General features: G+C 73.7%; 20 protein-coding genes and 1 riboswitch. Of the genes, 4 read left to right on the top strand and 16 right to left on the bottom strand.

Translation table 11 applies throughout. The features are described 5' to 3' along the window. Positions 1-9 precede the first annotated feature (9 nt). Both ACQPXS_RS13535 and ACQPXS_RS13530 read left to right on the top strand, forming a co-directional pair. Positions 10-1,101 carry an amidohydrolase family protein gene (locus tag ACQPXS_RS13535; RefSeq protein WP_433449396.1) on the top strand — a complete coding sequence of 364 codons (1,092 nt, stop codon included), beginning with the start codon at positions 10-12 and terminating at the stop codon, positions 1,099-1,101. Positions 1,102-1,262: 161 nt separating this feature from the next. Then, entirely contained in the window at positions 1,263-2,165 is a 903-nt protein-coding gene (locus ACQPXS_RS13530) for an SCO1860 family LAETG-anchored protein (protein WP_365332423.1), read from the top strand. Positions 2,166-2,218: 53 nt separating this feature from the next. Here ACQPXS_RS13530 and ACQPXS_RS13525 read toward each other — a convergent pair whose 3' ends face one another. After that, entirely contained in the window at positions 2,219-2,812 is a 594-nt protein-coding gene (locus tag ACQPXS_RS13525) for an NADPH-dependent FMN reductase (RefSeq protein ID WP_399171859.1), read from the bottom strand. Positions 2,813-2,925: 113 nt separating this feature from the next. Between ACQPXS_RS13525 and ACQPXS_RS13520 the strand changes: the two genes are divergently transcribed. Continuing rightward, entirely contained in the window at positions 2,926-3,762 is an 837-nt protein-coding gene (locus tag ACQPXS_RS13520) for a helix-turn-helix domain-containing protein (RefSeq protein ID WP_433449394.1), read from the top strand. A 9-nt stretch (positions 3,763-3,771) separates the two neighbouring features. On the opposite strand, the gene cobC is transcribed toward ACQPXS_RS13520, so the two are convergent. The 6 genes from cobC to cobM all read right to left on the bottom strand — a co-directional run bounded on the left by cobC (position 3,772) and on the right by cobM (position 10,301). Beyond that, positions 3,772-4,827: an Rv2231c family pyridoxal phosphate-dependent protein CobC gene (cobC, locus tag ACQPXS_RS13515; protein WP_433449392.1), complete on the bottom strand. Its 1,056-nt coding sequence runs from the start codon at positions 4,825-4,827 to the stop codon at positions 3,772-3,774. Then, positions 4,817-5,749, bottom strand: coding sequence for a sirohydrochlorin chelatase (locus ACQPXS_RS13510; RefSeq protein WP_433449391.1), 933 nt, complete (start codon positions 5,747-5,749; stop codon positions 4,817-4,819). Before ACQPXS_RS13510 ends, cobC begins: the two co-directional genes overlap by 11 nt. Beyond that, complete coding sequence (locus ACQPXS_RS13505) at positions 5,746-6,342, bottom strand: precorrin-8X methylmutase (protein WP_433449390.1); 597 nt, start codon at positions 6,340-6,342, stop codon at positions 5,746-5,748. Before ACQPXS_RS13505 ends, ACQPXS_RS13510 begins: the two co-directional genes overlap by 4 nt. Beyond that, on the bottom strand, positions 6,339-8,045 hold the full coding sequence (gene cobJ, locus ACQPXS_RS13500) for a precorrin-3B C(17)-methyltransferase (protein WP_433449389.1): 1,707 nt from the start codon (positions 8,043-8,045) through the stop codon (positions 6,339-6,341). The genes ACQPXS_RS13505 and cobJ overlap by 4 nt, the downstream gene beginning before the upstream one ends. Before the next feature lie 196 nt (positions 8,046-8,241). After that, positions 8,242-9,486, bottom strand: coding sequence for a precorrin-6y C5,15-methyltransferase (decarboxylating) subunit CbiE (cbiE, locus tag ACQPXS_RS13495; RefSeq protein WP_433449388.1), 1,245 nt, complete (start codon positions 9,484-9,486; stop codon positions 8,242-8,244). After that, the gene (cobM, locus tag ACQPXS_RS13490; RefSeq protein ID WP_351800970.1) at positions 9,483-10,301 is read right to left on the bottom strand and encodes a precorrin-4 C(11)-methyltransferase; all 819 of its coding nucleotides are present in this window, start codon (positions 10,299-10,301) and stop codon (positions 9,483-9,485) included. Before cobM ends, cbiE begins: the two co-directional genes overlap by 4 nt. Before the next feature lie 133 nt (positions 10,302-10,434). On the opposite strand from cobM, the gene ACQPXS_RS13485 reads away from it, so the two are divergent. Beyond that, a complete protein-coding gene (locus tag ACQPXS_RS13485) occupies positions 10,435-11,169 on the top strand; it encodes a ZIP family metal transporter (protein ID WP_356310510.1) in 735 nt (244 codons plus the stop codon). 68 nt (positions 11,170-11,237) lie between these two features. On the opposite strand, the gene cobI is transcribed toward ACQPXS_RS13485, so the two are convergent. From cobI to ACQPXS_RS13440, 9 genes are all read right to left on the bottom strand, one after another. Beyond that, complete coding sequence (cobI, locus tag ACQPXS_RS13480; protein ID WP_433449387.1) at positions 11,238-11,969, bottom strand: precorrin-2 C(20)-methyltransferase; 732 nt, start codon at positions 11,967-11,969, stop codon at positions 11,238-11,240. Beyond that, the gene (locus ACQPXS_RS13475; RefSeq protein WP_433449386.1) at positions 11,966-13,315 is read right to left on the bottom strand and encodes a cobyrinate a,c-diamide synthase; all 1,350 of its coding nucleotides are present in this window, start codon (positions 13,313-13,315) and stop codon (positions 11,966-11,968) included. Before ACQPXS_RS13475 ends, cobI begins: the two co-directional genes overlap by 4 nt. Continuing rightward, entirely contained in the window at positions 13,312-13,911 is a 600-nt protein-coding gene (cobO, locus tag ACQPXS_RS13470; protein ID WP_351800978.1) for a cob(I)yrinic acid a,c-diamide adenosyltransferase, read from the bottom strand. Before cobO ends, ACQPXS_RS13475 begins: the two co-directional genes overlap by 4 nt. Beyond that, positions 13,911-15,911, bottom strand: a complete 2,001-nt coding sequence (locus tag ACQPXS_RS13465; protein WP_433449385.1) for a putative cobaltochelatase — start codon at positions 15,909-15,911, stop codon at positions 13,911-13,913. The genes cobO and ACQPXS_RS13465 overlap by 1 nt, the downstream gene beginning before the upstream one ends. Then, positions 15,908-19,561, bottom strand: coding sequence for a cobaltochelatase subunit CobN (gene cobN, locus ACQPXS_RS13460; protein WP_433449384.1), 3,654 nt, complete (start codon positions 19,559-19,561; stop codon positions 15,908-15,910). Before cobN ends, ACQPXS_RS13465 begins: the two co-directional genes overlap by 4 nt. Then, a complete protein-coding gene (locus tag ACQPXS_RS13455) occupies positions 19,558-21,066 on the bottom strand; it encodes a cobyric acid synthase (protein ID WP_433449383.1) in 1,509 nt (502 codons plus the stop codon). Before ACQPXS_RS13455 ends, cobN begins: the two co-directional genes overlap by 4 nt. Then, positions 21,063-22,025, bottom strand: coding sequence for a cobalamin biosynthesis protein (locus ACQPXS_RS13450; protein ID WP_433449382.1), 963 nt, complete (start codon positions 22,023-22,025; stop codon positions 21,063-21,065). Before ACQPXS_RS13450 ends, ACQPXS_RS13455 begins: the two co-directional genes overlap by 4 nt. A 98-nt stretch (positions 22,026-22,123) precedes the next feature. Next, a riboswitch (cobalamin riboswitch) is annotated at positions 22,124-22,265 on the bottom strand. A 142-nt stretch (positions 22,266-22,407) separates the two neighbouring features. Then, positions 22,408-22,635, bottom strand: coding sequence for a hypothetical protein (locus tag ACQPXS_RS13445; protein ID WP_351800988.1), 228 nt, complete (start codon positions 22,633-22,635; stop codon positions 22,408-22,410). A gap of 34 nt (positions 22,636-22,669) precedes the next feature. Next, positions 22,670-23,920: an anion permease gene (locus ACQPXS_RS13440; RefSeq protein ID WP_433449381.1), complete on the bottom strand. Its 1,251-nt coding sequence runs from the start codon at positions 23,918-23,920 to the stop codon at positions 22,670-22,672. Between the last annotated feature and the right edge of the window lie 75 nt (positions 23,921-23,995).

Genomic DNA, 23,995 nt, shown 5'->3' with positions numbered 1-23,995 from the left:
GTGCAGGACATGAGCGATGGCGCGGTGCTGCACGTGAAGGGGCGGATCCTCGTCGGGCCCGAGGAGGTCCGCGACGAGCTGTGGGTGGTCGGGGGCCGGGTGTCCTACGACCGCCCCGCCGGGGCCGGGGACGTCCGGACCGTCGAGGGCTGGGCGCTGCCCGGCCTGGTCGACGCGCACTGCCATGTGGGCCTCGGCGCCCAGGGCCCGGTCGACGCCGCCACCGCCGAGAAGCAGGCGCTCACCGACCGGGAGGCGGGCACCCTGCTGATCCGGGACGCCGGCTCGCCCTCCGACACCCGCTGGGTCGACGACCGCGAGGACCTGCCGAAGATCATCAGGGCCGGCCGGCACATCGCCCGCACCCGCCGGTACATAAGGAACTTCGCCTGGGAGATCGAGCCCGAGGACCTTGTCGCCTACGTCGCCCAGGAGGCCCGGCGCGGAGACGGCTGGGTCAAGCTGGTCGGCGACTGGATCGACCGCGACCTCGGCGACCTGTCCGCCTGCTGGCCGCGCGAGGCGGTCGAGGCGGCCATCGCCGAGGCCCACCGGCTCGGCGCCCGCGTCACCGCGCACTGCTTCGCCGAGAGCTCCCTGCGCGACCTGGTCGAGGCCGGTATCGACTGCATCGAGCACGCGACCGGCCTGACCGACGACCTGATCCCGCTGTTCGCCGAGCGCGGCGTCGCGATCGTCCCCACCCTCGTCAACATCGCCACCTTCCCGCACCTCGCGGCCGGCGGCGACACCAAGTTCCCGCGCTGGTCCGCGCACATGCGCCGGCTGCACGAGCGCCGCTACGACACCGTGCGCGGCGCCTACGACGCCGGGATCCCGGTGTTCGTCGGGACGGACGCCGGCGGCTCGCTGGCCCACGGTCTGGTCGCGGACGAAGTGGCGGAGCTGGTCACCGCCGGCATCCCCGCCGTGGACGCCGTGTCGGCGGCGTCCTGGGGCGCCCGCGCCTGGCTCGGCCGGCCCGGCCTGGAAGAGGGCGCGCCTGCCGACCTCGTGGTGTACGAGGACGACCCGCGTACGGACGTACGGGTACTGGCGGCACCGCGCCGGGTGGTGCTGAACGGACTGGTGGTCGACTAGGCCCGCGGAAGGGGCAGGGGAACGGCTGTGCCCTGCCGATTCGAATCGGTGTGCGGCAAATCCACGTTTGAGTGAAGTGACGCAGGATCGCTGACCGTTCACCCGCAGCGTGTACAAGGTTGACGGGTCCCAAGCAGGTTTCCACTGGGGGTCCCACCGCCTTGAACAGCAACAACTTCCGCATGCCCGCACGCCGTCTCGCCGCCGCGGCGACGGTCACCGCCCTCGCCGCGGCACCCGCGGTCCTGGGCGCGGGCGCCGCGCACGCGACCGGTGACCACGGTCGCGCCTCCGCCGTCGTCCTGCGCACCGGGCTCGACGTGTCCCTGCTCAACAAGACCGTCGACGTCCCGCTCGCGGTCTCCCTCAACGAGGTCCAGGCACCGCAGAGCGCCGACAGGACCGCGCTGTCCGCCCGGCTCGACGGCGTGGCCGGCGGCAGACCGTTCACGGTCCTCGGCGCGGACGTCGCCTCGGCGAAGGCCACCGTGACCGCCAGGCGCGCCGAGGGCTCGGTGCGGCTCGTCGACGCCAGGATGCACGTCCCCGGCCTGCCCCTGCTGTCGCTGATCGAGGTCGGCACGGTCACCGCCAAGGCCACCTGCGAGGCCGGCAAGGCACCCGTCGCCGACGCCGACGTCCTCGGCGCCGTCACGGTCCTCGGCAAGCGCGTCACCCTCACCGCCGGCGGCCCGACCGAGGTCAAGGTGCCCGGCGTCGGCGAGGTCCGCCTCGACCTCGCCCAGCGGCGCACCACGACCCGCACGGCCGCCGCCACCGCCCTCGAACTCAAGGTCTCCGTCAACCCGTTGAAGCTCAACGTGGCCGACGTCGAGGGCACGGTCACCCTGGCGAAGGCCACCTGCGAGTCCCCGGCGGTCCCGCCCACCCGCCACCCGGTGCCGAGCCACGACCCGGCGGCCGACGTAAAGCCCCAGGGATCCCAGGCCGACCTCGCGGAGACCGGCGGCAGCTCCGCGACCCCGTACATCGCGGGCGGCGCGCTGGCACTGCTGCTGCTCGGCGGGGGAGCGGTGACGGTGGCCCGGCGCCGCAAGGGCTGACACCACCTCCCTGTGCCGCTCCCCGCCCGGCCGTGCGGCGGTGGGCCCGGCCGTCACGCCGGGTAGGGAGCGGCCTTGCGGCCCGACCGGAGCGTGGCCGCCCACCAGGACAGCTGGTCCAGCAGGGTCTTGGCGTAGCCGGGGGCCTGCTCGTCCAGCGGGCGGCCGTCCCGCCACGCGGTGAAGTAGTTCGGGAAGGCCAGACCGTCCCGGATGGTCACCGCGTGCAACTCGGTCAGCACGTTCTCCAGGTGCAGCACGGCGTGCCGGCCACCGGCCGCGCCGCCGTAGCTGACAAAGGCGACCGGCTTGGCCGTCCACTGGGTGAAGTGCCAGTCGATGGCCGCCTTCAGGGAGGCGGGGTAGCTGTGGTTGTACTCCGGGGTGACGACGACGAACGCGTCGGCCTCCTCCAGCGCCGAGGTCAGCCGGGCCATCCCGGCCGGCCGTGGGTAGGCGTCCCCGGCGAACTTCGGCGACTCGACCGGCAGCGCCAACGGAATGTCGACGTCGGCCAGATCGACGACGTCGACCTCGAACCCACCGTGCTCGCGGGCCTGTTCGGCCACCCACGAACCCACGACCGGCCCGAACCGGCCTTCCCGGACGCTTCCGACGATGATCAGCAACTTGTGCGTGTTCTCCATGCCCCTCACGATCGGCCGCCGGCCACGAGGTAACCAGGCCGGGCCCAGGCTGGCCCCCGGAGGGCCACCCTGAGCCCTCCACCGACCGTGGGCCGCCGACCTATCCTCGGCCCATGGGTACGCCACTGGGGGACTTCATCCGGGCCAAACGTGACAGCATCCAGCCGGAGACACTGGGGCTGCCCGAGCGCGGCCGCCGCCGCTCCCCGGGTCTGCGCCGGCTGGACCTCGCCGCACGGGCCGGCATCAGCGTCGAGTACCTGACCCGCATCGAGCAGGGCCGTGACCGCAACCCCTCGGTGTCCGTGGTCAACGCCCTCGCCGACGCGCTCAGCCTCGACCCCGACGAGCGCAACCACCTGCGCTACCTCGCGAAGATCACCGGCGGCGTCTGCACCGCCCACCGCCCCCCGGCCCCGGCCCGCCGGGACGTCCGCCCCTCTCTCCGCCAGACCCTCTGCCTGCTGGAACCGGGCATCGCCGCCGTGACCAACCGCCTCGGCGACATCCTGGCCCACACCAGCGGCTACGAGCTGGTGACCGCCGGCACCGGGCTGCTCGACGGCGACGCCCCGAACCTCACCCGGTACGTCTTCACCGACCCCCGCGCACGCGCCTTCTTCGCCGACTGGGACGAGGTCGCCGACGAGCAGGCCTTCGACCTGTGGCTCGGCCCGTCCCAGGAGAACTCGGAATGGCTCAGCACGGAACTGGCCCCCGTGGCGGGCCCCGAGTTCACCCGCCGCATCAACCGCCACGCGGTGCCGCGCCGCGGGGTGCTCCGCCTGAACCACCCGGCAGGACCGGAACTCCGCCTCACCCGCGAAACCCTGGACGCCCCGGCGGACGCCCAGCAACTCGTGGTGTTCCTGCCGGCGGACGAGGAGACGAGCGAGGCGCTGGCCGGACTCCGGGCACGGACGCGGGGAAGGCTGAGGGCGATCTCGTAACCGAACCTCTCAGCCGAGCGCAACGGACAGCGCCGAGAGAAACCCGCTCACCGTCACCCGGTCCCGCACGGCCACCCGCACCCATTCCTCCCCGAGCCCCGGGAACGTGTCCCCCCGCCGCACCGCGTAGCCAAGGTCACGCAACCGGTGTCGTACGGCGTCCGCCCCCGGCATGCGGACCAGCACGAACGGCCCCTCCGCAGGCTCCACCACCCGCACTCCCCGCGCAGCGAACTCCGACAGCCCCGCCACCAGATGGGCCCGGTCCGCCGCGATGCGATGCGCCGCATGCCCCGCCTCCGCCAGCGCGCGCGACGTGACACACGCCTCGGCCGCGGCCAGCGCCGGCGTCGACACCGGCCACAACGGCTGGGCCCGCTCCAGTTGGGCGACGATCTCCGCCGGAGCCAGCACATACCCGATCCGCAGCCCGGCCAGCCCCCACGTCTTGGTCAGACTGCGCAGCACGACCAGCCCCGGCACATCGGTCCGCCCGGCCAGCGCCTCCCGCTCACCCGGTACCGCGTCCATGAACGCCTCGTCGACCACCAGCACCCGCCCCGGCCGGGCGAGCCGGGCGATCGCGCCCGCCGGATGCAGCACGGACGTCGGATTCGTCGGATTCCCGATGACCACCAGGTCCGCCTCCTCCGGCACCGCCGCCGGATCCAGCCGGAACCCGTCCTCCTCCCGCAGCAGCACCCGCTCCACGGTGTGCCCCGCGTCCCTGAGCGCCGCCTCGGGCTCGGTGAACTGCGGGTGCACCACGACCGGTCGCCGTACCTTCAGCGCGCGGGCGAGCAGCACGAACGCCTCCGCCGCGCCCGCCGTCAGCAGCACCCGCTCCACTGGCAGCCCGTGCCGCGCCGCCACCGCCGCCCGCGCGGCCCGCCCGTCCGGGTAGGCCGCGAGGGACGACAGCGAGCCGGCGATCTCCTCCCGCAGCCACGGCGGGGGCGTGTTCGCACGGACGTTGACGGCGAGGTCGGTCAACGCGGCCCCGTCGTCCCGCACCTCGGCGTCCCCGTGGTGCCGCAGATCCGGTTCCGTTCCCTCAGTGCGCATGGCTGTGCGAGTGCCCCCCGTGATGGTGGTGCCCGTGCCCGGGGCCGTGGTGGCCGTCGTCGTCCGGGTGGAAGTGCGGCTGCTGCGGCAGTCCCACCTTGTCCTCGAAGCCCGGCAGCGCGATCCGGTACACGCACGAGTCGCAGTTCATGCGCAGATCGCCCTTGACGGCCTCCTCGTACCGCTCCAGCACCAGATCCAGCAGCTCCGGCTCAGGACCGATGACATCGGCCGACCGCACCTCGATCTCCGGGTGCGCGGCCGCCCACCCCTCGGTCTGCTGCCGCACCCGGTCCGGCAGGATCCCGGTGAACAGGAAGTAGGGGAGTACGACGATCCGCCGCGCCCCCAGCGCCGCGCACCGGTCCAGGCCGCTCGGCACGTCCGGCGCCGCCAGCGACACGAAGGCCGTCTCCACCCCGGCGTACCCACGGCCCTCCCACAGCAGCCGCGCCGCCTTGAACACCTCGGCGTTGGCGTCGGGGTCCGTCGAACCGCGGCCCACCAGCAGCACCGTCACATCGGCCCGGTCCCCGGGGCTCCGCCCGGAGGAACCCAGCGCGTCGTCCAGCCGCCGCTCCAGCACGCCCAGCAGCGCCGGGTGCGGGCCCAGCGGACGGCCGTAGGTGTACGAGATCCCCGGGTGCCGTTCCTTCTCGCGGGCCAGCGCGGCCGGGATGTCGCCCTTGGCGTGCCCGGCGGACACCAGCATCAGCGGCACGGTGGCGAACCGCCGTACGCCCCGTGCCACCAGTCCGGCGACGGCCTCGCCCAGCGGCGGCGCGGAGAGCTCGATGAAGCCGCCCGCGACCGGCATGTCGGAGCGGAGCTGCAACTGCCGCACGAAGTCGCGGAACGCCTCGGCGCCGGCGTCGTCACGAGTGCCGTGGCCGGCGATGAGCAGGGCGGGCGGGGTGGTCACGAGGTCTCCTCAGACGAAACGGGGTGGTACAGCAGGGCGTTGAGCGCGGCGGCGGCGACCGCCGAACCGCCCTTCTCGGACACGTTGCTCACGGCGGGCAGCCCGCTCTCGCGCAACGCGGCCTTGGACTCGGCGGCGCCGACGAAACCGACGGGCAGGCCGATGACGAGCGCGGGGGAGGCGTCCAGGGTGAGCAGTTCCTCCAGGGCGGTCGGCGCGCAGCCGATCACCCACAGGGCGCCGGGCCCGACCTGTTCGTAGGCGAGCCGGACGGCCCGGGCCGAACGGGTCAGTCCCGCACCGGACCTGGCGTCCTTCAGCCGGCAGACCGTCTCCCGGCGGGTGATCCCGGCCGCGACCATCTCCACGTCCACGACGACGGGCGCCCCGGCGTGCAGCGCCGCGTGCGCCGCGACCAGGTCGCCCTCGTCCATGACGAGATCGGTCGCGTACTCCAGGTCGGCGGCGGAGTGGATGACCCGCTCCACCACCGCCCGGGTCAGCGGCGGCAAGTGCGAGGTGTCCAGACGGGCGCGCAGCCGCCGGAAGGACTCCTGCTCGATCGGATGGACCACACGGGCCGCAGGGTTCACTGGGCGCCCTCCTGGGTGCGTTCCTGGGTGCTCTCCTGCCAGCGGTAGCCGCGCGGGGTCACCATGCGGCCCGCGATGATCCTGGTGGCCGTATTGCCCACGGTGACGACGGTCATCATGTCGACCGTCGCCGGGTCCAGTTCGGCCAGGGTCGTGACCCGGCTGGACTCGTCCGGGCGGGACGCGTTGCGCACGACACCGACCGGCGTCGTCGGCTCCCGGTGCCCGGCGAGGATCGCGAGCGCCTTCGGCAACTGCCAGTCGCGGCCCCGGGAGCGCGGGTTGTAGAAGGTGACGACGATGTCCGCCTCGGCCGCGGCCCGCACCCGCCGCTCGATGACCTCCCACGGCGTGTGCAGGTCGGACAGGCTGATGGACACGTGGTCGTGGCCCAGCGGCGCGCCCAGGACCGCCCCGGCGGCCAGCGCGGCCGTCACCCCGGGCACCCCGACCACGTCGATGTCGTCCGAGGCCTCGGCGAGCGCCGGCGAGGCCATGGCGTACACGCCCGCGTCCCCGCTGCCGATCAGCGCCACCGCGTGCCCCTCGCGGGCCTGGGCGACCGCCGTGCGCGCCCGCTCCTCCTCGGCGCCGAGCCCCGACTCCAGCACCCGGGTGCCGGGCCGCAGCAGGTCGCGGATCTGGTCCACGTACTGGTCGAGCCCGACCAGCACCGAGGCCCGGCGCAGCTCGGCCGCCGCGCGCGGGGTCAGCAGGTCCCGGGCGCCGGGTCCGAGCCCGACCACCGCGAGCCGCCCGCGCCCCGGACGCCGTACGACGGCACAGGTCGCCATGGCGGGCCGGGCCTGCGACTTCGTCTTGGGCACGAGGAGTTCACCTCCGCGCACCAGCGCGGCCGCCTCCGCCACCGACGGCGTGCCGACGGCCGCCAGCGGCGCCTCGGAGGGGTTCGGCACCTCGACCGCCGCCAGTTCCTCGGCGGAGTACGTCACCAGCGGCACTCCCAGCCGCCCGGCGGCCGCCACGATGCCGGGCTCCTTCGCCTTGGCGTCCACGGTGGCGAGTTCGGCCACGGACTTCGGCGAGAGCCCCGCCTCCCGCAGCGTCCCCTCGATGAGCCCGAGGACCTCTTCCGCGGGCGCGCCCTTGGAGGCGCCGACCCCGACCACCAGCGACGGCGGCCGGAGCAGCACCTCGCGCTCGCCGGGCACGACGTCCCGGTCGGTGAGCCGGATGGTGCAGGCGCCCCGCGGCGAGACCGGCAGCGGCGGCAGCGGCCACGCCAACTCGGCCTCCAGCGCGACCGGTTCACCGTCCAGCAGGGCCCGGGACACGGTCGCGACCGAGCCCTCGTACGGCAGCCCCAGCGTGTCCAGGCCCGCGAGCCCCACCGCGTCCGTCGCGGTCGTCACCACCGGCTCGGCGCCCAGCAAGTCGCCCACCGCACGGGCGAGTTCGTTGGCGCCGCCGCCGTGCCCGCCGACCAGCGACACCGCGAACCGGCCGCCCTCGTCCACGCACACCACACCGGGGTCGGCCGTCTTGTCGCCGAGCAGCGGTGCGAGCAGCCGTACCACCGCGCCCGTCGCCAGGAAGCACACCAGCTGCTCGCACTCGGCGAACGCGGACCGCACCGCCTCCCCGACGGGCCCCTCGTACACCCGCGTCCGGCCCGGCCAGGCCGCGGCCAGCCGGTCCCGTGCGACGGTTCCGGCGGCGGTGGTGGAAATGAGTCCAATCACCGGGTGCCTCCGGATGGTGACGGGTAGGGTCGCGAATCGCTGAGCGAGAAGCAAGCCAGCACAGCAGTAACCTCCAACAACTTCATAAACCGGGCTGGTTTCAACCCGGCTGGTGTCGATCGCGTCAGACTCGGCGGTTCATCGAACCGACGAGCAGCGTGAGCCGGGAATCTCCCCCGCCGACGGGGGAGAGGATTCAATCGGTAACTCCTTCGCCTACCGCTGGGCGCCTGACGCCCCACAGCAGAAACACGGGATTGGCCGCCGCGAGCCGGGTCACATCTCCCGGCAGCGGTGTCAGTCGCGACGACTGCAGCAGCACCCCGTCGCAGGTGAACCCGGCGGCCGTGAGCGCCTCTCGGGCGGCCGGTACGCGGTCCAGCGCGGCCATCGCGACCACGACCGTTCGCCGGGCGCGGCGCGCGCACGCCGCGACGATGTCCGGGAGTTCGCGCCCACCGCCCCCGACGAACACCGCGTCGGGATCGTCGAGCCCGTCCAGGGCCTCGGGCGCCGAGCCGTGCACCACGTCCACGTCCACGCCGTGGGCGCGGGCGTTGGCGCGGATCCGCTCCACCCCGTCCGCCGCCTTCTCCACGGCGACGACGGCCGCGCCGAGCCGCGCGCACTCCACCGCCACCGAGCCCGAGCCGGCGCCCACGTCCCACACCAGGTCGCCCAGGCCCGGCCCCAGCCGGGCCAGCGCCAGCGCCCGTACCTCGAACTTGGTGATCATGGAGTCGCGGTGGGCGAACTCACCCTCGTCCAGGGCCCACCGGGAAGGACGCGCGGGAACCCCGGCGACCGTACGCACCGGCCCGAGCGCCCGCGCCCGGTCCAGGCACAGCACCACGCTCACCGCCGTACCCCAGTCCCGGGCCGCGGCCTCGGCGGGCGTGACCCGTTCGACGCGCTCGTCCGCGGAGCCGAGGGCGGAGACGACGACGAGGACACGGCCCGGCTGGCGCGTGTGGCGCAGCAGCGCCGCCCCTAGTTCCGCCGGCCCCGCGCCCGGCGCCGTCAGCACCGCCACCTTCGGCCGCGCCCGGCACACGTTGACCGCCGTACGCAGCTCCCGGCCGTGCGCGCTGACGACCACGGCGTCGTCCCACGGCAGCCCCACCCGCGCGAACGCGGCGGCGACGGACGAGACCCCGGGCCGCACCTGCAGCAGCCGCGAGCCGAACCGCTCGGCCAGCACCCGCGCGATCCCGAAGAACCCCGGGTCGCCGGAGGCCAGCACCACCACCGGAAGCTCTTTGTCGACATACTCGGCGATCGTGTCCAGGGCGGGCGCCAGTGGCCCGAGCACGACCCGTTCGGCACCCTCCGGCAGCCGTACCGCGTCCAGGTGCCGGCGCCCGCCGACGACGAGGGCGGCCCCGGCGAGGACATCCTCCGGAACCGGTGCCCCCGTCCCCGCACCGACGACCGTGATCAACTGCTCGCCCCCCGCTCGCGCAGGGCCCGCCGGGCCTCCGGGTCGGCCTTGCGGTACCCGTGGAAGTGACCCGGGTGGTACAGGTGCGAGCGGGTGCCGTGCGCGTCCAGCGCCGGGCCGACCAGGAACAGCGTGTGCTTCCAGAGCCTGTGCTCCTTGACCGTCTCCTCCAGCGTGCCGACCGTGCACCTCACGACCAGCTCCTCCGGCCAGGTCGCCTGGTACGCGACGACCACCGGGGTGTCCGTCGGGTAGCCGCCCTCCAGCAGCTCGCGCACCAGCTGCCCGCTGCGCGCGGCGGAGAGGAAGATCGCCATCGTCGTACCGTGCCGGGCGAACTCGCGCACCTCCTCGCCGGGCGGCATCGGCGTCTTGCCGCCGCCCAGCCGGGTGAGGACGACGGACTGCGCCACCTCGGGAATGGTCAGCTCGCGCCGCGCGAGAGCGGCCACGGCGGAGAATGCCGAGACCCCGGGTACGACCTCGGTCTCGATCCCGATCTCCGCGCACCGGTCCAGCTGCTCCTGCGTGCCGCCCCACAGCGCCGGGTCGCCGGAGTGGATCCGCGCCACCTTCAGACCCCCGGCGTGGGCGCGCCGGTAGACCGCGACGACGTCCTCCAGGGCCATGGTCGCCGAGTCCAGGATCTCGGCGTCCGCACGCGCGTGTTCGAGGACCTCCGCCTGGACCAGGCTCGCCGCCCAGATCACCACGTCCGCCTCCGCGATGGCGCGCGCGGCGCGGAACGTCAGCAGATCGGCGGCGCCGGGGCCGGCACCGACGAACGTCACCTTGCCGGTGGGGGCATCGGCCATGGGGAGGGTCCTCTCGTACGAAGCTCTGGAAACTGCGGAAACGCAAGTCGGAATCGGTGAAATGTCAGGGTCTGGTGGGGTGTGTGCGACGCCGGATGTGCGCGAAGGTGCCTCCATCGGATAGCAAGGGCCTATGGCGGTCTTCGTCGCGCTCGGCGCGTTCCTGATGACGCTGGCCGGCGGCTGGACGGCACAGCGCGTGACCGACCGTCGCCATCTCGTCCTGGGACTGGCCGGCGGCCTGATGCTGGGCGTGGTCGGCCTGGACCTGCTGCCGGAGGCGCTGCGCGCGGCCGGCCGCGAGATCTTCGGCGTCCCCGCCGCCCTGCTGCTGTTCGTGGCCGGCTTTCTCCTGGCCCACCTGGTGGAACGGACCCTGGCCGCCCGCCAGGCCGCGCACGGCGGCGCCGAGGGGCACAACCACCGGGCACCCGAGGTGGGGCTGGCGGCGGCCGGCGCGATGGTCGGCCACAGCGCGATGGACGGCGTGGCGATCGGCGCGGCCTTCCAGGTGGGCGGCGGCATGGGCACCGCCGTGGCGCTCGCCGTGATCGCGCACGACTTCGCCGACGGCTTCAACACCTTCACCATCACGAGCCTGTACGGCAACGCCCGCCGCCGGGCGATCGCGATGCTGGTGGCCGACGCCTGCGCACCCGTGGTGGGCGCGCTGTCGACCGCCTTCTTCCACATCCCCGAAGCGCTCCTCGGCGGCTACCTGGGCCTCTTCGGGGGCGTCCTGCTCTATCTCGCCGCCGCCGAGATCCTGCCCGAGGCCCACCACGAGCACCCCGCGCGCTCCACCCTGCTGTGCACGGTGGCGGGCGCGGCGTTCATCTGGCTGGTGGTGGGTCTGTCCGGCGGCTGAACGGACCCGGACCCGGGCCCGGCGGCCGGTGTCCCCGGTTCCCGCCCCGGCCGGCCGCCCCGGCCGCCTCACAGCTTCCCGCCCCGTCCGCCGTCCCGCCGCGGCGGCGCGATCAGCGTCGACAGATACGGCAGCGGCGTCCCGTCCAGCTCGGCGGCCCGCCGCACCGACTCCTCCGGCAGCCCCAGCGCCGACCCCCACACGGCACCGGCCAGCCGCCCGGTCTCCGCGAGCGCCTCGGCGACCTCGGCGGCCTGCCGGCCGAACTTGTACGCGACGACAGTCCCCGGCCCGGCCAGCGCCTCCTTGAGCACGGCGGACCCGGCGGTCACCGGCACCAGCGTCAGCGGCTCGGTGCCCTCGGTCAGCACGGCACCGGACCGGGCCGCCAGATCCTGCATGGCGGTGATCCCGGGCACGGTCTCCACGACGACACCCGGCACCAGGGCGGCGATGGTCTGCGCGAGATAGGTGAACGTCGAGTACACGTTGGGATCGCCGATGGTGGCGAAGGCGACGGACGCGTGCCGCTTCAGCAGCTCGGCGACCCGCTCGCCCGCCGCGTCCCAGGCGGCCTCCCGGCGCGCCCGGTCGGTCCGCTCGTTCAGCGCGAACACCACCCTGACGACCTTGTCCTCGGGCACGTAGTGCAGCACGGTCGCCTCGGCCCGCCCCTGCTCCCCGGTGTCCATCACGGGCACGACGACGACAGCGGCGGCCCGCAGTGCGTTGACCCCCTTGACGGTCACCAGCTCCGGGTCACCGGGACCGACCCCGACTCCGACCAGCCTGCTGCTCATGACGTCCGGCACCTCTCCACGAACCGACGGGCGACACCGGGCCGGGACGCCCAGTGCGTGTGCAGATAACTCGCGTGCACGCCCTGCTGTACGAAACCTTCGACCCGCCGGACGGGCGCCCGCACACCCCACGCCGGAGCGGCCCCGGCCCCGGGCTCGACGACGGTCCGGTGGAACTCGTGCCCCCGCATCCGCGTCCCCGCGACGGCCAGCACACTGTCCCCGACGGCAACGGCGTCCCGGTAGCCCAGGGTGAGCCGCTGCGTCATCCGCGCGGCGGCGTCCAGCACCCCGCACATCGGCTGCCCGTCCAGCTCCCGGGACAGATAGAGCAGCCCGGCGCATTCGGCGGCCACGGGAGCACCGCTCAGCGCGAATTCGGCGACGGCCTTCCGCAGCGGCTCGTTGGCGGACAGCTCGGCCGCGTACACCTCGGGGAAGCCGCCGCCGATCACGAGCCCGGCGGCGTTCTCGGGCAGTTGCTCGTCCCTCAGCGGGTCGAAGGTGACGACCTCCGCACCGGCGGCGGTGAGCAGCTCGGTGTGCTCGGCATAGGAGAAGGTGAACGCGGACCCACCGGCGACGGCCACCACCGCGCGCTTCTGCGTCGGGCTGACGGGGGCCTCCCAGGGAGCACCGGACAACGCTCCCGCACTCCGGGCCAGTCCCAGCAGAGCCTCGAGATCACACCCTCGCTCGACCTGTGCGGCCATGGCCGTCACCGCGTTCACGGCGTCGGAGCGACGTTCGGCGACCGGTACGAGCCCAAGATGCCGCGACGGCGTGTCCACCTGAGGAACCCGCCGCAGCACCCCCAGCACGGGCACCCCCGCCTGATCCAGCGCCTCCCGCAGCAGTTCCTCGTGCCGGTCGGACGCGACCTTGTTCAGGATCACGCCCCCGACCCGCACCTCCGGATCCCAGGAAGCGAACCCGTGCACCAGCGCCGCCACCGACCGCGACTGCGACGACGCGTCGACGACCAGCACCACCGGTGCCCGCAGCAGCTTGGCGACGTGCGCGGTGGACGCGAGCTCACCCTCGCCCGCCGCCCCGTCGTACAGCCCCATCACGCCCTCGACCACGGCGATGTCACACCCCCGCGCCCCGTGCAGGAACAGCGGAGCGACCAGCTCCGGCCCGCACAGGTACGCGTCAAGGTTGCGCCCCGCCCGCCCGGTGGCGAGCGCGTGGTACCCGGGGTCGATGTAGTCCGGCCCGACCTTGTGCGGGGACACGGCGAGCCCCCGCGCGGCGAACGCGGCCATCAGCCCCGTGGCGACGGTGGTCTTGCCGCTGCCCGAGGAGGGCGCGGCGATGACCAGCCGAGGCACCGACGATGTCACCACTCGATGCCCTTCTGGCCCTTCTGCCCCACGTCCATGGGGTGCTTGACCTTGGACATGTCGGTGACGAGGTCGGCGAAGTCCACCAGCTTCTCCGGCGCGTTGCGCCCGGTGATCACCACATGCTGCGTGCCGGGCCGGTTGCGCAGCACGTCCACGACCTCGTCGGTGTCCACCCACCCCCAGTGCAAGGGGTAGGCGAACTCGTCCAGCACGTACAGCCGGTACGTCTCGGCGGCCAGGTCCCGCTTGACCTGCTCCCAGCCCTCCCGGGCCTTCTCCTCGTTGTCCATCTGGGCGTCCCGCTGCACCCAGGACCAGCCCTCGCCCATCTTGTGCCAGGCGACCGAACCGCCCTCACCGCTGTCGCCCAGCACCCGCAGCGCGCGTTCCTCGCCGACCTTCCACTTCGCCGACTTGACGAACTGGAACACCCCGATCGGCCACCCCTGGTTCCAGGCGCGCAGCGCGAGCCCGAACGCGGCGGTGGACTTCCCCTTGCCGACACCGGTGTGCACGACGACCAGCGGACGGTTACGGCGCTGACGGGTCGTCAAACCGTCATCGGGTACGACACTCGGCTGCCCCTGCGGCATTACGCGGCCCTCCTCGAAGTCCCCTGCACATCCCTGACCAGCCCGGCGATGGAGTCGGCCCGCAACTCGTCCAGCGTGACGGCCGTACCGCCGAGCTCACCGGCGAGCTGCCCGGCGAGCCCGAGCCGCACCGGCCCCGACTCGCAGTCCACGACGACGGAGGCGACCTGTTCGGCGGCGAACAGCCGTGCCGCACGCCCCGCCAGCGCGACCGGCTCCGGTCCGCCCGTGGCCCGTCCATCCGTCACGACCACGACCAGCGCCCGCCGCGCCGGATCCCGCAGCCGCTCCACGCGCAGCACCTCGTGCGCCTTGAGCAGCCCGGCCGCGAGCGGCGTACGGCCACCGGTCGGCAGCGACTGAAGCCGGGCCGCCGCCGCGTCCACGGACGACGTGGGCGGCAGCGCGACCTCCGCGGACGACCCCCGGAAGGTCACCAGACCCACCTTGTCCCGCCGCTGATAGGCGTCCAGCAGCAGCGACAGCACGGCACCCTTCACCGCGCCCATCCGCTGCCGCGCCGCCATCGACCCCGAGGCGTCCACGACGAACAGCACGAGGTTGCCCTCGCGGCCCTCCCGGGTCGCCTGCCGCAGATCGTCGCGGCGGATCACCAGCCCCGGCCCGGACCGGCCGCGTGCCCGCTGGTGCGGGGCCGCGGCCTGCACGGTGGCGGCCAGGTGCAGCTTGGTCAGCACGCCCCGGGGCCGCCGGGCGCCGGTGGTCCGCCCGTGCTCGGTACGCGCCCGCGACCGGCGGCCCGCGGTACCCTCGCCGATCCCGGGCACACTCAGCACCTTGGCCCGGAACGGCTCGGCGGCCCGTACGGCCGACTGCTCCGTCGAGCCGGACGCCTGCGGTTCCCCGCCCTCCCCGGCCTCGGGCCGCGCGGCGGTGTCCCCGCCGCCCTGGGGGCCGCTGTCGGGCGCCGGCTGCCCACCGCCGCCACCGGGACCGTCGGGGTCGGGATCGTCGTCGCTCTCGTCCTCGCCGGAGAACTGCTCCAGCGTCTCGTCCAGCTTGTCCTCGTCCAGGCCCGGCGCGTCGAAGGGGTTCCGACGGCGCCGGTGCGGCAGCGCCAGCAGCGCCGCCTGCCGCACGTCCTCGGCGAGCACGTCCGTCCGCCCGGCCCACGCGGCCAGCGCGGTCGCCGTACGCGCCATCACGATGTCGGCGCGCATGCCGTCCACCTCGAAGGCCGCACAGGTCGCCGCGATCTGCCGCAGCGCGCCGTCGCCCAGCCGCACCCGCGGCAGCAGCTCCCGCGCCGCGACGATCCGCTGCCGTACGGCGGACTCCTCCTCGGCCCACCGCGCGGCGAAGCCGGCCGGATCGTCGTCGTAGGCCAGCCGGCGCCGCACCACCTCGACGCGCTGCTCGGGCTCGCGCGAGGCCGCGACCTCCACGGTCAGCCCGAACCGGTCCAGCAACTGCGGTCGCAGCTCGCCCTCTTCGGGGTTCATCGTGCCGACGAGCAGGAAGCGGGCCGCGTGCCGCACGGAGACGCCCTCGCGCTCCACGTACGAGGCGCCCATCGCCGCCGCGTCCAGCAGCAGGTCGACCAGGTGGTCGTGGAGCAGGTTGACCTCGTCGACGTACAGGATCCCGCGGTGCGCGTCGGCCAGCAGACCCGGCTCGAACGCCTTCACGCCCTCCGCGAGCGCCCGCTCGATGTCCAGGGCACCGACCAGCCGGTCCTCGGAGGCACCGACGGGCAGCTCGACCATCCGCGCGGGCCGCCGCGCACCCGGCCCCGGCTCGTGCGGACCGTCGGGGCACCCGGAATCCGGTGCCGCCGGGTCGCACGAGAAGCGGCAGCCGGGCACCACGGCGACCTCCGGCAGCAGCGCCGAAAGAGCGCGCACGGCCGTCGACTTGGCGGTGCCCTTCTCGCCGCGCACCAGCACCCCGCCGACCGCCGGGGACACGGCGTTCAGCAGCAGTGCGAGCCGCAGGTCGTCCTGACCGACAACGGCCGTAAAAGGGAAGGGGGTTGTCACTGGTCGTCGCCCTCCAAGTCGCCTTCCAGCTCCAGGTAGGTGGCGCGCAGCCGCTCCAGGGTCTCCGCGTCCGGCTCGGCCCACAGGCCCCGGTCCGCCGCCTCCAGCAGCCGTTCGGTGATGCCGCGCAGCGCCCACGGGTTGGACTTCTTCATGAAGTCCCGGTTCTCCGGGTCGAAGACGTACTCCGCGCTGAGCTTCTCGTACATCCAGTCGTCGACCACGCCCGCCGTGGCGTCGTAGCCGAACAGGTAGTCCACGGTCGCCGCCATCTCGAAGGCGCCCTTGTAGCCGTGCCGGCGCATGGCCGCCATCCAGCGCGGATTGACCACCCGGGCCCGGAAGACGCGGTGGGTCTCCTCGCCCAGGGTGCGCGTCCTCACCTGGTCCGGAACGGCGCTGTCGCCCACGTACGCCTCGGGGTTGGCGCCGGTGAGATGCCGGACCATGGCGACCATCCCGCCGTGGTACTGGAAGTAGTCGTCGGCGTCGACCAGGTCGTGTTCGCGGGTGTCGACGTTCTTCGCCGCCACCGCGATCCGCTTGAACGCGGTCTCCATGTCACCGCGCGCCGCCCGCCCGTCGAGCCCGCGCCCGTAGGCGTAACCGCCCCACACCGCGTAGACCTCGGCGAGGTCGGCGTCGGAGCGCCAGTTGCGGGCGTCGATCAGCGGCAGCAGACCGGCGCCGTACGCCCCCGGCTTGGAGCCGAAGATCCGGGCCGTCGCGCGCCGCCGGTCACCGTGTTCGGCGGTGTCCTCGTCGGCGTGCGCCTTCACGAAGTTGCTCTCGGCGGGCTCGTCCAGCTCGGCCACGGTCCGTACGGCGTCGTCGATCAGCGCGACGACGTGCGGGAACGCGTCCCGGAAGAACCCGGAGATCCGGACCGTGACGTCGACGCGCGGCCGGCCCAGCTCGGCGAGCGGGACCACCTCGAAGCCCGTGACCCGGCGCGAGGCGTCGTCCCACACCGGACGGCAGCCCAGCAGCGCCAGGATCTCGGCGACGTCGTCGCCCTGGGTGCGCATCGCCGACGTGCCCCACACCGTGAGGCCGACGGACCTCGGGTACGCGCCCGTGTCCTGCAGATACCGCTGCACCAGGGAGTCGGCGAGGGACTGGCCGACCTCCCAGCTCAGCCGCGAGGGGATGGCCTTGGGGTCCACCGAGTAGAAGTTCCGGCCGGTCGGCAGCACGTTGACCAGACCCCGGGTCGGAGAGCCGGAGGGCCCGGCCGGGACATAGCCGCCGTCAAGGGCCCGCAGGATGTGCCCGATCTCGTCGGTGGTGCGGGCGAGGCGCGGTACGACCTCGTCGCAGGCGAACTCCAGCACCGCGACGGCGGCCGGGAGTTCGGTGCCGAGCGCGTCCTGCAGCACGGCGGGTACGGCCGTGCGGTCCCAGGCCCGCTCCTCCATGCCCTCCGCGATCCGCCGGCACAGCTGCTCCAGCAGGTCGACCGCGTCCGAGGCGGTACGAGCCGGCCCCACCACGAGGTCCGTCAGCTCCACCGGCACCTTCACCGGGGCACCGGGCTCGGCCAGCAACTCCTTCTCGTCCAGCCCGAAGTGGGCGGCGAGGCAGGACCGCAGTCCGGGCAGGGCGTTCGCCCGACCGCCCCACACCTGGGACGCCCGCAGCACCGCCAGCACCAGGTTCACGCGGGGCTCGCCGACCGGGCCGCCGCCCAGGATGTGCAGGCCGTCGCGGATCTGCACGTCCTTGATCTCGCACAGATAGCCGTCGATGTGCATGACGAACTCGTCGAACGCCTCGTCGTCCGGCTGCTCGTCCACATGCAGGTCGTGGTGCAGCTCGGCCGCCTTGACCAGCGTCCAGATCTGGGCGCGGACGGCCGGTGCCTTCGTCGGGTCCAGGTCGGAGACGAGCGCGTACTCGTCCAGCAGCTGCTCCAGCTTGGCCAGGTCGCCGTAGGTGTCGGCACGCGCCATCGGCGGCACCAGGTGGTCGACCACCGTGGCGTGGCCGCGCCGCTTGGCCTGGGTGCCCTCGCCGGGGTCGTTGACGATGAACGGGTAGATGAGCGGGAGGTCGCCGAGGACGGCGTCCGGAGCGCAGCCGGCGCTCAGGCCGAGCCCCTTGCCCGGCAGCCACTCCATCGTGCCGTGCTTGCCCATGTGCACGATCGCGTCGGCGCCGAAGCTGTTCTCCAGCCAGCGGTAGGCCGCCATGTAGTGGTGCGAGGGCGGCATGTCGGGGTCGTGGTAGATCGCGATCGGGTTCTCGCCGAAGCCGCGCGGCGGCTGGATCATCACCACGACGTTCCCGAACTGCAGGGACGCCAGCACGATGTCCTCACCGTCGACGTACAGACTCCCCGGCGGCTCGCCCCACGCCTCCACCATGGCGTCCCTGAGGTCCGGGTCCAGCGTCTCGAACCACGCCCGGTAGTCGGCCAGCGGGACGCGCGCGGGCGCCGCCGCCAGCTGCTCCTCCGTCAGCCACTCCACGTCGTGGCCGCCGGCCTCGATCAGCCGGTGGATCAACTCGTCGCCGCCGGAAGGGTATGCGGTGAGCCCGTACCCGGCGTCCCTGAGCGCGTCGAGCACCCGCACCGCCGACGCGGGCGTGTCCAGACCGACCGCGTTGCCGACCCGGGAGTGCTTGGTCGGGTACGCGGTGAAGACCAGCGCGATCCTCTTCTCCGCGTTGGGCTTGTGCTTCAGCCGCGCGTGCCGCAGGGCGATTCCGGCCACCCGTGCGGCCCGCTCCGGGTCGGCCACGTACACCGGGACCTCGTCCGGACCCTGCTCCTTGAAGGAGAACGGCACGGTGACCAGCCGGCCGTCGAACTCCGGGATCGCGACCTGCATCGCCGCGTCCATGGGGGAGAGGGCGGCGTCCGACTCCTCCCACGCGGCCCGCGAGGAGGTGAGGCACAGCCCCTGCAGCACCGGGATGTCGAGATCGGCGAGCGCGCCGATGTCCCAGGACTCCTCGTCACCGCCCGCCGACGCCTCGGAGGCGTGCGTGCCGCCGGCCGCGAGCACGGTCGCGACCAGCGCGTCGGCCTGCCCCAGCAGCTCGTACAGCCCGGCGTCCGCGCCCCGCAGCGAACCGCAGTACACCGGAAGGGCGTTGGCGCCCTTCGCCTCGATCGCGTCGCACAGGGTGTCCACGAAGGCGGTGTTGCCGCTGAGCTCGTGCGCCCGGTAGAAGAGCACGCCCACGGTCGGCCGGCCGCCTTGGAGCTCGCGGGAGCCGTGGACGCCGTACTCCGGCATCTTGCGCGGCTCCTCGAAGCCCTCACCGGTCAGCAGCACGGTGTCCGAGAGGAACCGGGACAGCTCCAGCAGGTTCGCGGGACCGCCCTCGACCAGGTACTTCAGCGCCTCCGCCACGACACCGGCGGGCACCGACGACTCGGCCATCAGCTCGGCGTCCGGTACGGCCTCGCCGCCCAGCAGCACGGTCGGCACGCCGGACGCCCTCAGGACGGCCAGCCCCTCCTCCCAGGCGCGCTTGCCGCCCAGCAGCCGTACGACGGCGAGGTCCGCGCCCGCGAGCAGCCCCGGCAGCTCCTGCCCGACGTCCACCCGGGTCGGGTTGCCGATGCGGTAGTCCGCGCCGGAGGCCCGGGCCGCCAGCAGATCCGTGTCGGCGGTCGACAACAACAACACTGTGCTCATGCAGGCGCTCCCGGTGGGATGAAAGGCAGTCCTTGCGGCGCGCCCGACTCGATGAGCCGCCACAGCGCGTCCGTGTCCGCGTGCTGTTCGATCAGGTCGCCGAGCCGGTCGAGCTGCTCCTCGCGCAGCGCGGCGAAGGAGGTGTCGGGCGCGGGCACGAAGCGGCGGCCCGCGGCGGCGGCCACCTCGCGCAGGAAGGCCCGGCGGAAGCCGTCCGACTCCAGCGAGCCGTGCCAGTGGGTGCCCCACGTCTGACCGACCCGGCAGCCGTCGAGGAAGGGCTGCCCGCCCTCCAGGGAGGCGACCCCGTGGTGGATCTCGTACCCCTCGACCCGCTCGCCCAGGGCCTGTCCGGACGGCCGGGTCAGGGTCTTCTCGCGCGCGAACCGGACCCGTACGGGCAGCACACCGAGCCCGTCGACCGTGCCGGCCCGCGACTCGACCTCGTCCTCGATGCGCTCGCCGAGGATCTGGAAGCCGCCGCAGATGCCGAGAACCGGGCGTCCTTCGGCGGCCCTTCGGACGAGGGCGTCCGCGAGCCCGCGCTCCCGCAGCCACTCCAGCGCCCGCACGGTGCCGCGCGTGCCCGGGATGACGACCAGGTCCGCGTCCGCCAGCTCCTCCGGCCGGTCCACGAACCGCACCACGACCCCCGGTTCGGCGGCGAGCGCGTCCACATCGGTGAAGTTGGACATCAACGGGATCGCGCACACGGCGACGCGCAGTACGTCCTCGCCGACGGGGGGAGCCACGGTGGATTCCCGCACGGTTCCGCGCAGGGAGACCCTCAGCCCGTCCTCCTCGTCGATGCCGAGCCCGTGCCGGAACGGCAGCACGCCGTACGTGCGCCGCCCGGTGAGGCCGTACAGCATCTCCAAGCCGGGCTCCAGCAGGGAGACATCGCCTCGGAACTTGTTCACCAGGAACCCGGCGACCAGCTCCTGGTCCTCCGCCGAGAGCAGGGCCACGGTGCCGAAGAAGGAGGCGAAGACGCCCCCGCGGTCGATGTCGCCGACCACCAGCACGGGCAGCCGCGCGTTCCGCGCGATGCCCATGTTCACGATGTCGGTCCGGCGCAGATTGATCTCGGCCGGGCTGCCCGCGCCCTCACAGATCACCGCGTCATACGTGCCCCGCAACTCGGCCAGGCAGTCCAGCACCGTGCCGAGGAGCTTCTGCTGCCGCCCGCCGTGGTAGCCGCGTGCGCTCAACTCGCCCACCGGCTTGCCCAGCAGCACCACCTGGCTGCTCTGCTCGCCGCCCGGTTTGAGCAGCACCGGGTTCATCAGCGCGGTCGGCTCGACCCGGCACGCCTGGGCCTGCATGGCCTGCGCCCGCCCGATCTCGGCACCCTCGCGGGTGACGAAGGAGTTGAGCGACATGTTCTGCGCCTTGAACGGCGCGACCTTCACACCCTGGCGCACCAGCCACCGGCAGATCCCGGCTGTCACGACGCTCTTGCCGGCGTCGGAGGTGGTGCCGGCGACGAGGAGTCCCCCGTTCACTTCGCACGTCCCTTCAGGCCCTTGACGCTCTTGACGAGGAGGCGCGCGGCGACCGTGCCGCCGAGCGCGAGCAGGCCGACGCGGCGGGAGAGCCGTACGGCCCGGTCGATGTCGGTGATCCGGACGGCCCGGCCGGTGTCCCCGTTGAGCACGGGCCGGTGCTCGACCCGGCCGCCGTAGGAGAGCGTTCCGCCCAGCCGGACGCCGAGCGCCCCCGCGAACGACGCTTCCACGGGCCCGGCGTTGGGGCTCGGGTGCCGGCGGGCGTCGGCCTTCCAGGCGCGCAGGGCACCGCGCGGGTCCGGTCCGGCCGCGGCCGCGAGGACGGCGGTCAGCCGGGCCCCCGGCCAGCCGGCCAGGTCGTCCAGCCGGGCGGAGGCCCAGCCGTAGCGGCGGTAGCGGGGCGACTTGTGACCGACCATCGCGTCCAGGGTGTTGACGGCCCGGAACCCCAGCAGCCCGGGCACCCCGGCCACCGCCCCCCACACCAGGGCGCCCACGACGGCGTCGGAGGTGTTCTCGGCGACCGACTCGACCACGGCCCGGGCGATCCCGTCGGCGTCCAGCGCCTGCGGGTCCCGGCCGCACAGATGCGGCAGCCGCGCCCGCGCGGCCTCGACGTCCCCGGACTCCAGGGCGCGTCCGATCGTGCGGGCCTCCCGGGCGAGCGAGGTACCGCCGACGACCGCCCAGGTGGCGGCGGCGGTCAGCGCGGCGGAGGCGGCGGGGGAGGGGCGTACGGCGCGTGCGGCCAGCGTGCCGAGTGCGACGGCGCCACCGGCGCACACGACGGTGTGCACGGCGCCCCAGCCGCGGTGGTCGTGCCACAACGCGCGGTCCACGGCAGCGGCCGCACGCCCGAACGCGGCGACCGGATGCCCGCGGCGCGGATCGCCGAGGAGCAGGTCACCGAGAAGGCCGGCGGCGGCGCCGTACGCGTAGGAGCGATCGGCACCCATCGGCTCAGCCGGCCGTGGGTACAGGAGCGGGCCTGGTACGGGTCCTTCGGCAGCCGAGCATGGCGATCCGTGTCCTCACTCAGGGTGTCCGCGCCCTGGTTCGACGAGATTCGGCGGTGAGAGTTCCTGGCTCCCGGGGGTTCTTCCCCGGTGACAGTGGCGGGACCGCGCCGGATTCGCACCGGCTTCCTCTCTTGCCGCCGTACATGGCCTGGGCAGTCCACCACGCGCCCGGAACGGCCGTCAACTTGCCGTTGACCTGCGCGGGGAGAGTGTGCCGATCCCCACACCGTGGGGCGCCCGTGACCCCTGGGCATGACGAAGGCTCCCCTCCGTCACGGACGGCGGGGAGCCTTCGGATTGCCTGGTTCGTGGTGGTCCGTCAGGACTTGGAGACGATGAGGAAGATGCCGTACGACACCGCCGCCGCGCACGCGGCGAAGCAGAGGTAGGCGCCGGTGACGGCGAGGGTGGCGGAGCCGCCCTCGGCCGCGGCCTTCTCGCGCCGTGCCAGACCGTTGATGCCGAGGGTGAACAGGGCCACCAGGCCCACCGTGAACACGAGGCTGACGCCGAAGACGGAGCCGAGGGCCGACCAGTCGATCTTCATGGGGTTGCTTCCTTGGTTACCGGTGTGGCCGGGGTCAGACGGTGGCGGCCGGCGGCGCGGCCTCGGGGGCGGGCCCGGCGGTGGCCGGGGCGGGGATCGTGGCCGTCAGGTCCTCGGTGATCGTGCCCGCCGGGGGCGGGGTCACCGCGGCGATGGCGGCGGTCACCACGCCGGCCGGCTCCTCGGGCGCGTCGACGACGTTGGTGTGGTCGACGACCTCGCGGCGGGAGACCTTCCAGATCGTGGCGCTCGCGGCGACCAGGAAGACGGCGACGACGGCGGTGCCCCAGTCACCGAGGTCCGTGACGGACTCGGCGCCCGCGCCGACCAGCGCGGCGGCCGGGAGGGTGAGCACCCAGGCGACGGCCATGCGGGTCGCGGTGGACCAGCGGACCACCCCGCCCTTGCGGCCGAGGCCCGCGCCCATCACCGAGCCCGAGACGACATGCGTGGTGGAGAGGGAGAAGCCCAGGTGGGAGGAGGCCAGGATGGCGGTCGCGGCGCTGGTCTGGGCGGCGAAGCCCTGGCGCGGCTCCAGGTCGGTCAGGCCCTTGCCCATGGTGCGGATGATCCGCCAGCCGCCGATGTAGGTGCCGAGCGCGATGGCGAGGCCGGCGGAGAGGATGACCCAGGTGGGAGGGTTCGAGCCCGGGGCGATCGCGCCGCCCGTGATCAGCGCGAGGGTGATGATGCCCATCGTCTTCTGGGCGTCGTTGGTGCCGTGCGCGAGGGAGACCAGGCCGGCGGAGGCGATCTGGCCGGCGCGGTAGCCCTTGCGGGTGGCCTCGCCCTCGGCCTTGCCGCCGATGCCGTAGGAGAACCGGGTGGCCAGCATCGAGGCGACGCCCGCCACGATCGGCGCGGCGACCGCGGGGAGCAGCACCTTGGTGACCAGGACGTCACCGTGCACGGCGCCGAAGCCGGCGGAGGCGATGGTGGCGCCGATCAGACCGCCCATCAGGGCGTGCGAGGAGCTGGAGGGCAGGCCCACCAGCCAGGTCATCAGGTTCCAGAGGATCGCGCCGACCAGGGCGGCGAAGATGACCTCGGGACGGATGCCGGTCTCGTCGACGAGACCCTTGGAGATCGTGTTGGCGACCTCCACGGAGAGGAAGGCGCCCACCAGATTGAGGGCGGCGGACATGGCCACCGCGATCTTGGGCTTCAGGGCGCCTGTCGAGATGGTCGTGGCCATCGCGTTGGCGGTGTCGTGGAAACCGTTCGTGAAATCGAACGCGAGAGCGGTTATCACCACTATCGCGAGGATCAGCGAGAAGCTTTCCATTTACCCAGGCAATCGTTCGAGGTCATTGGCTGGACGACCGTAGGCAACCTGAGTGAACGGAAGGTGAACGGCGAC

It is taken from the genome of Streptomyces sp. CA-142005 (genome assembly GCF_050942335.1).
In the GTDB taxonomy this organism is placed as follows: domain Bacteria; phylum Actinomycetota; class Actinomycetes; order Streptomycetales; family Streptomycetaceae; genus Streptomyces.
The sequence above is the reverse complement of the archived record's forward strand: the minus strand, read 5'-3'. Positions and strand labels throughout refer to the sequence as shown.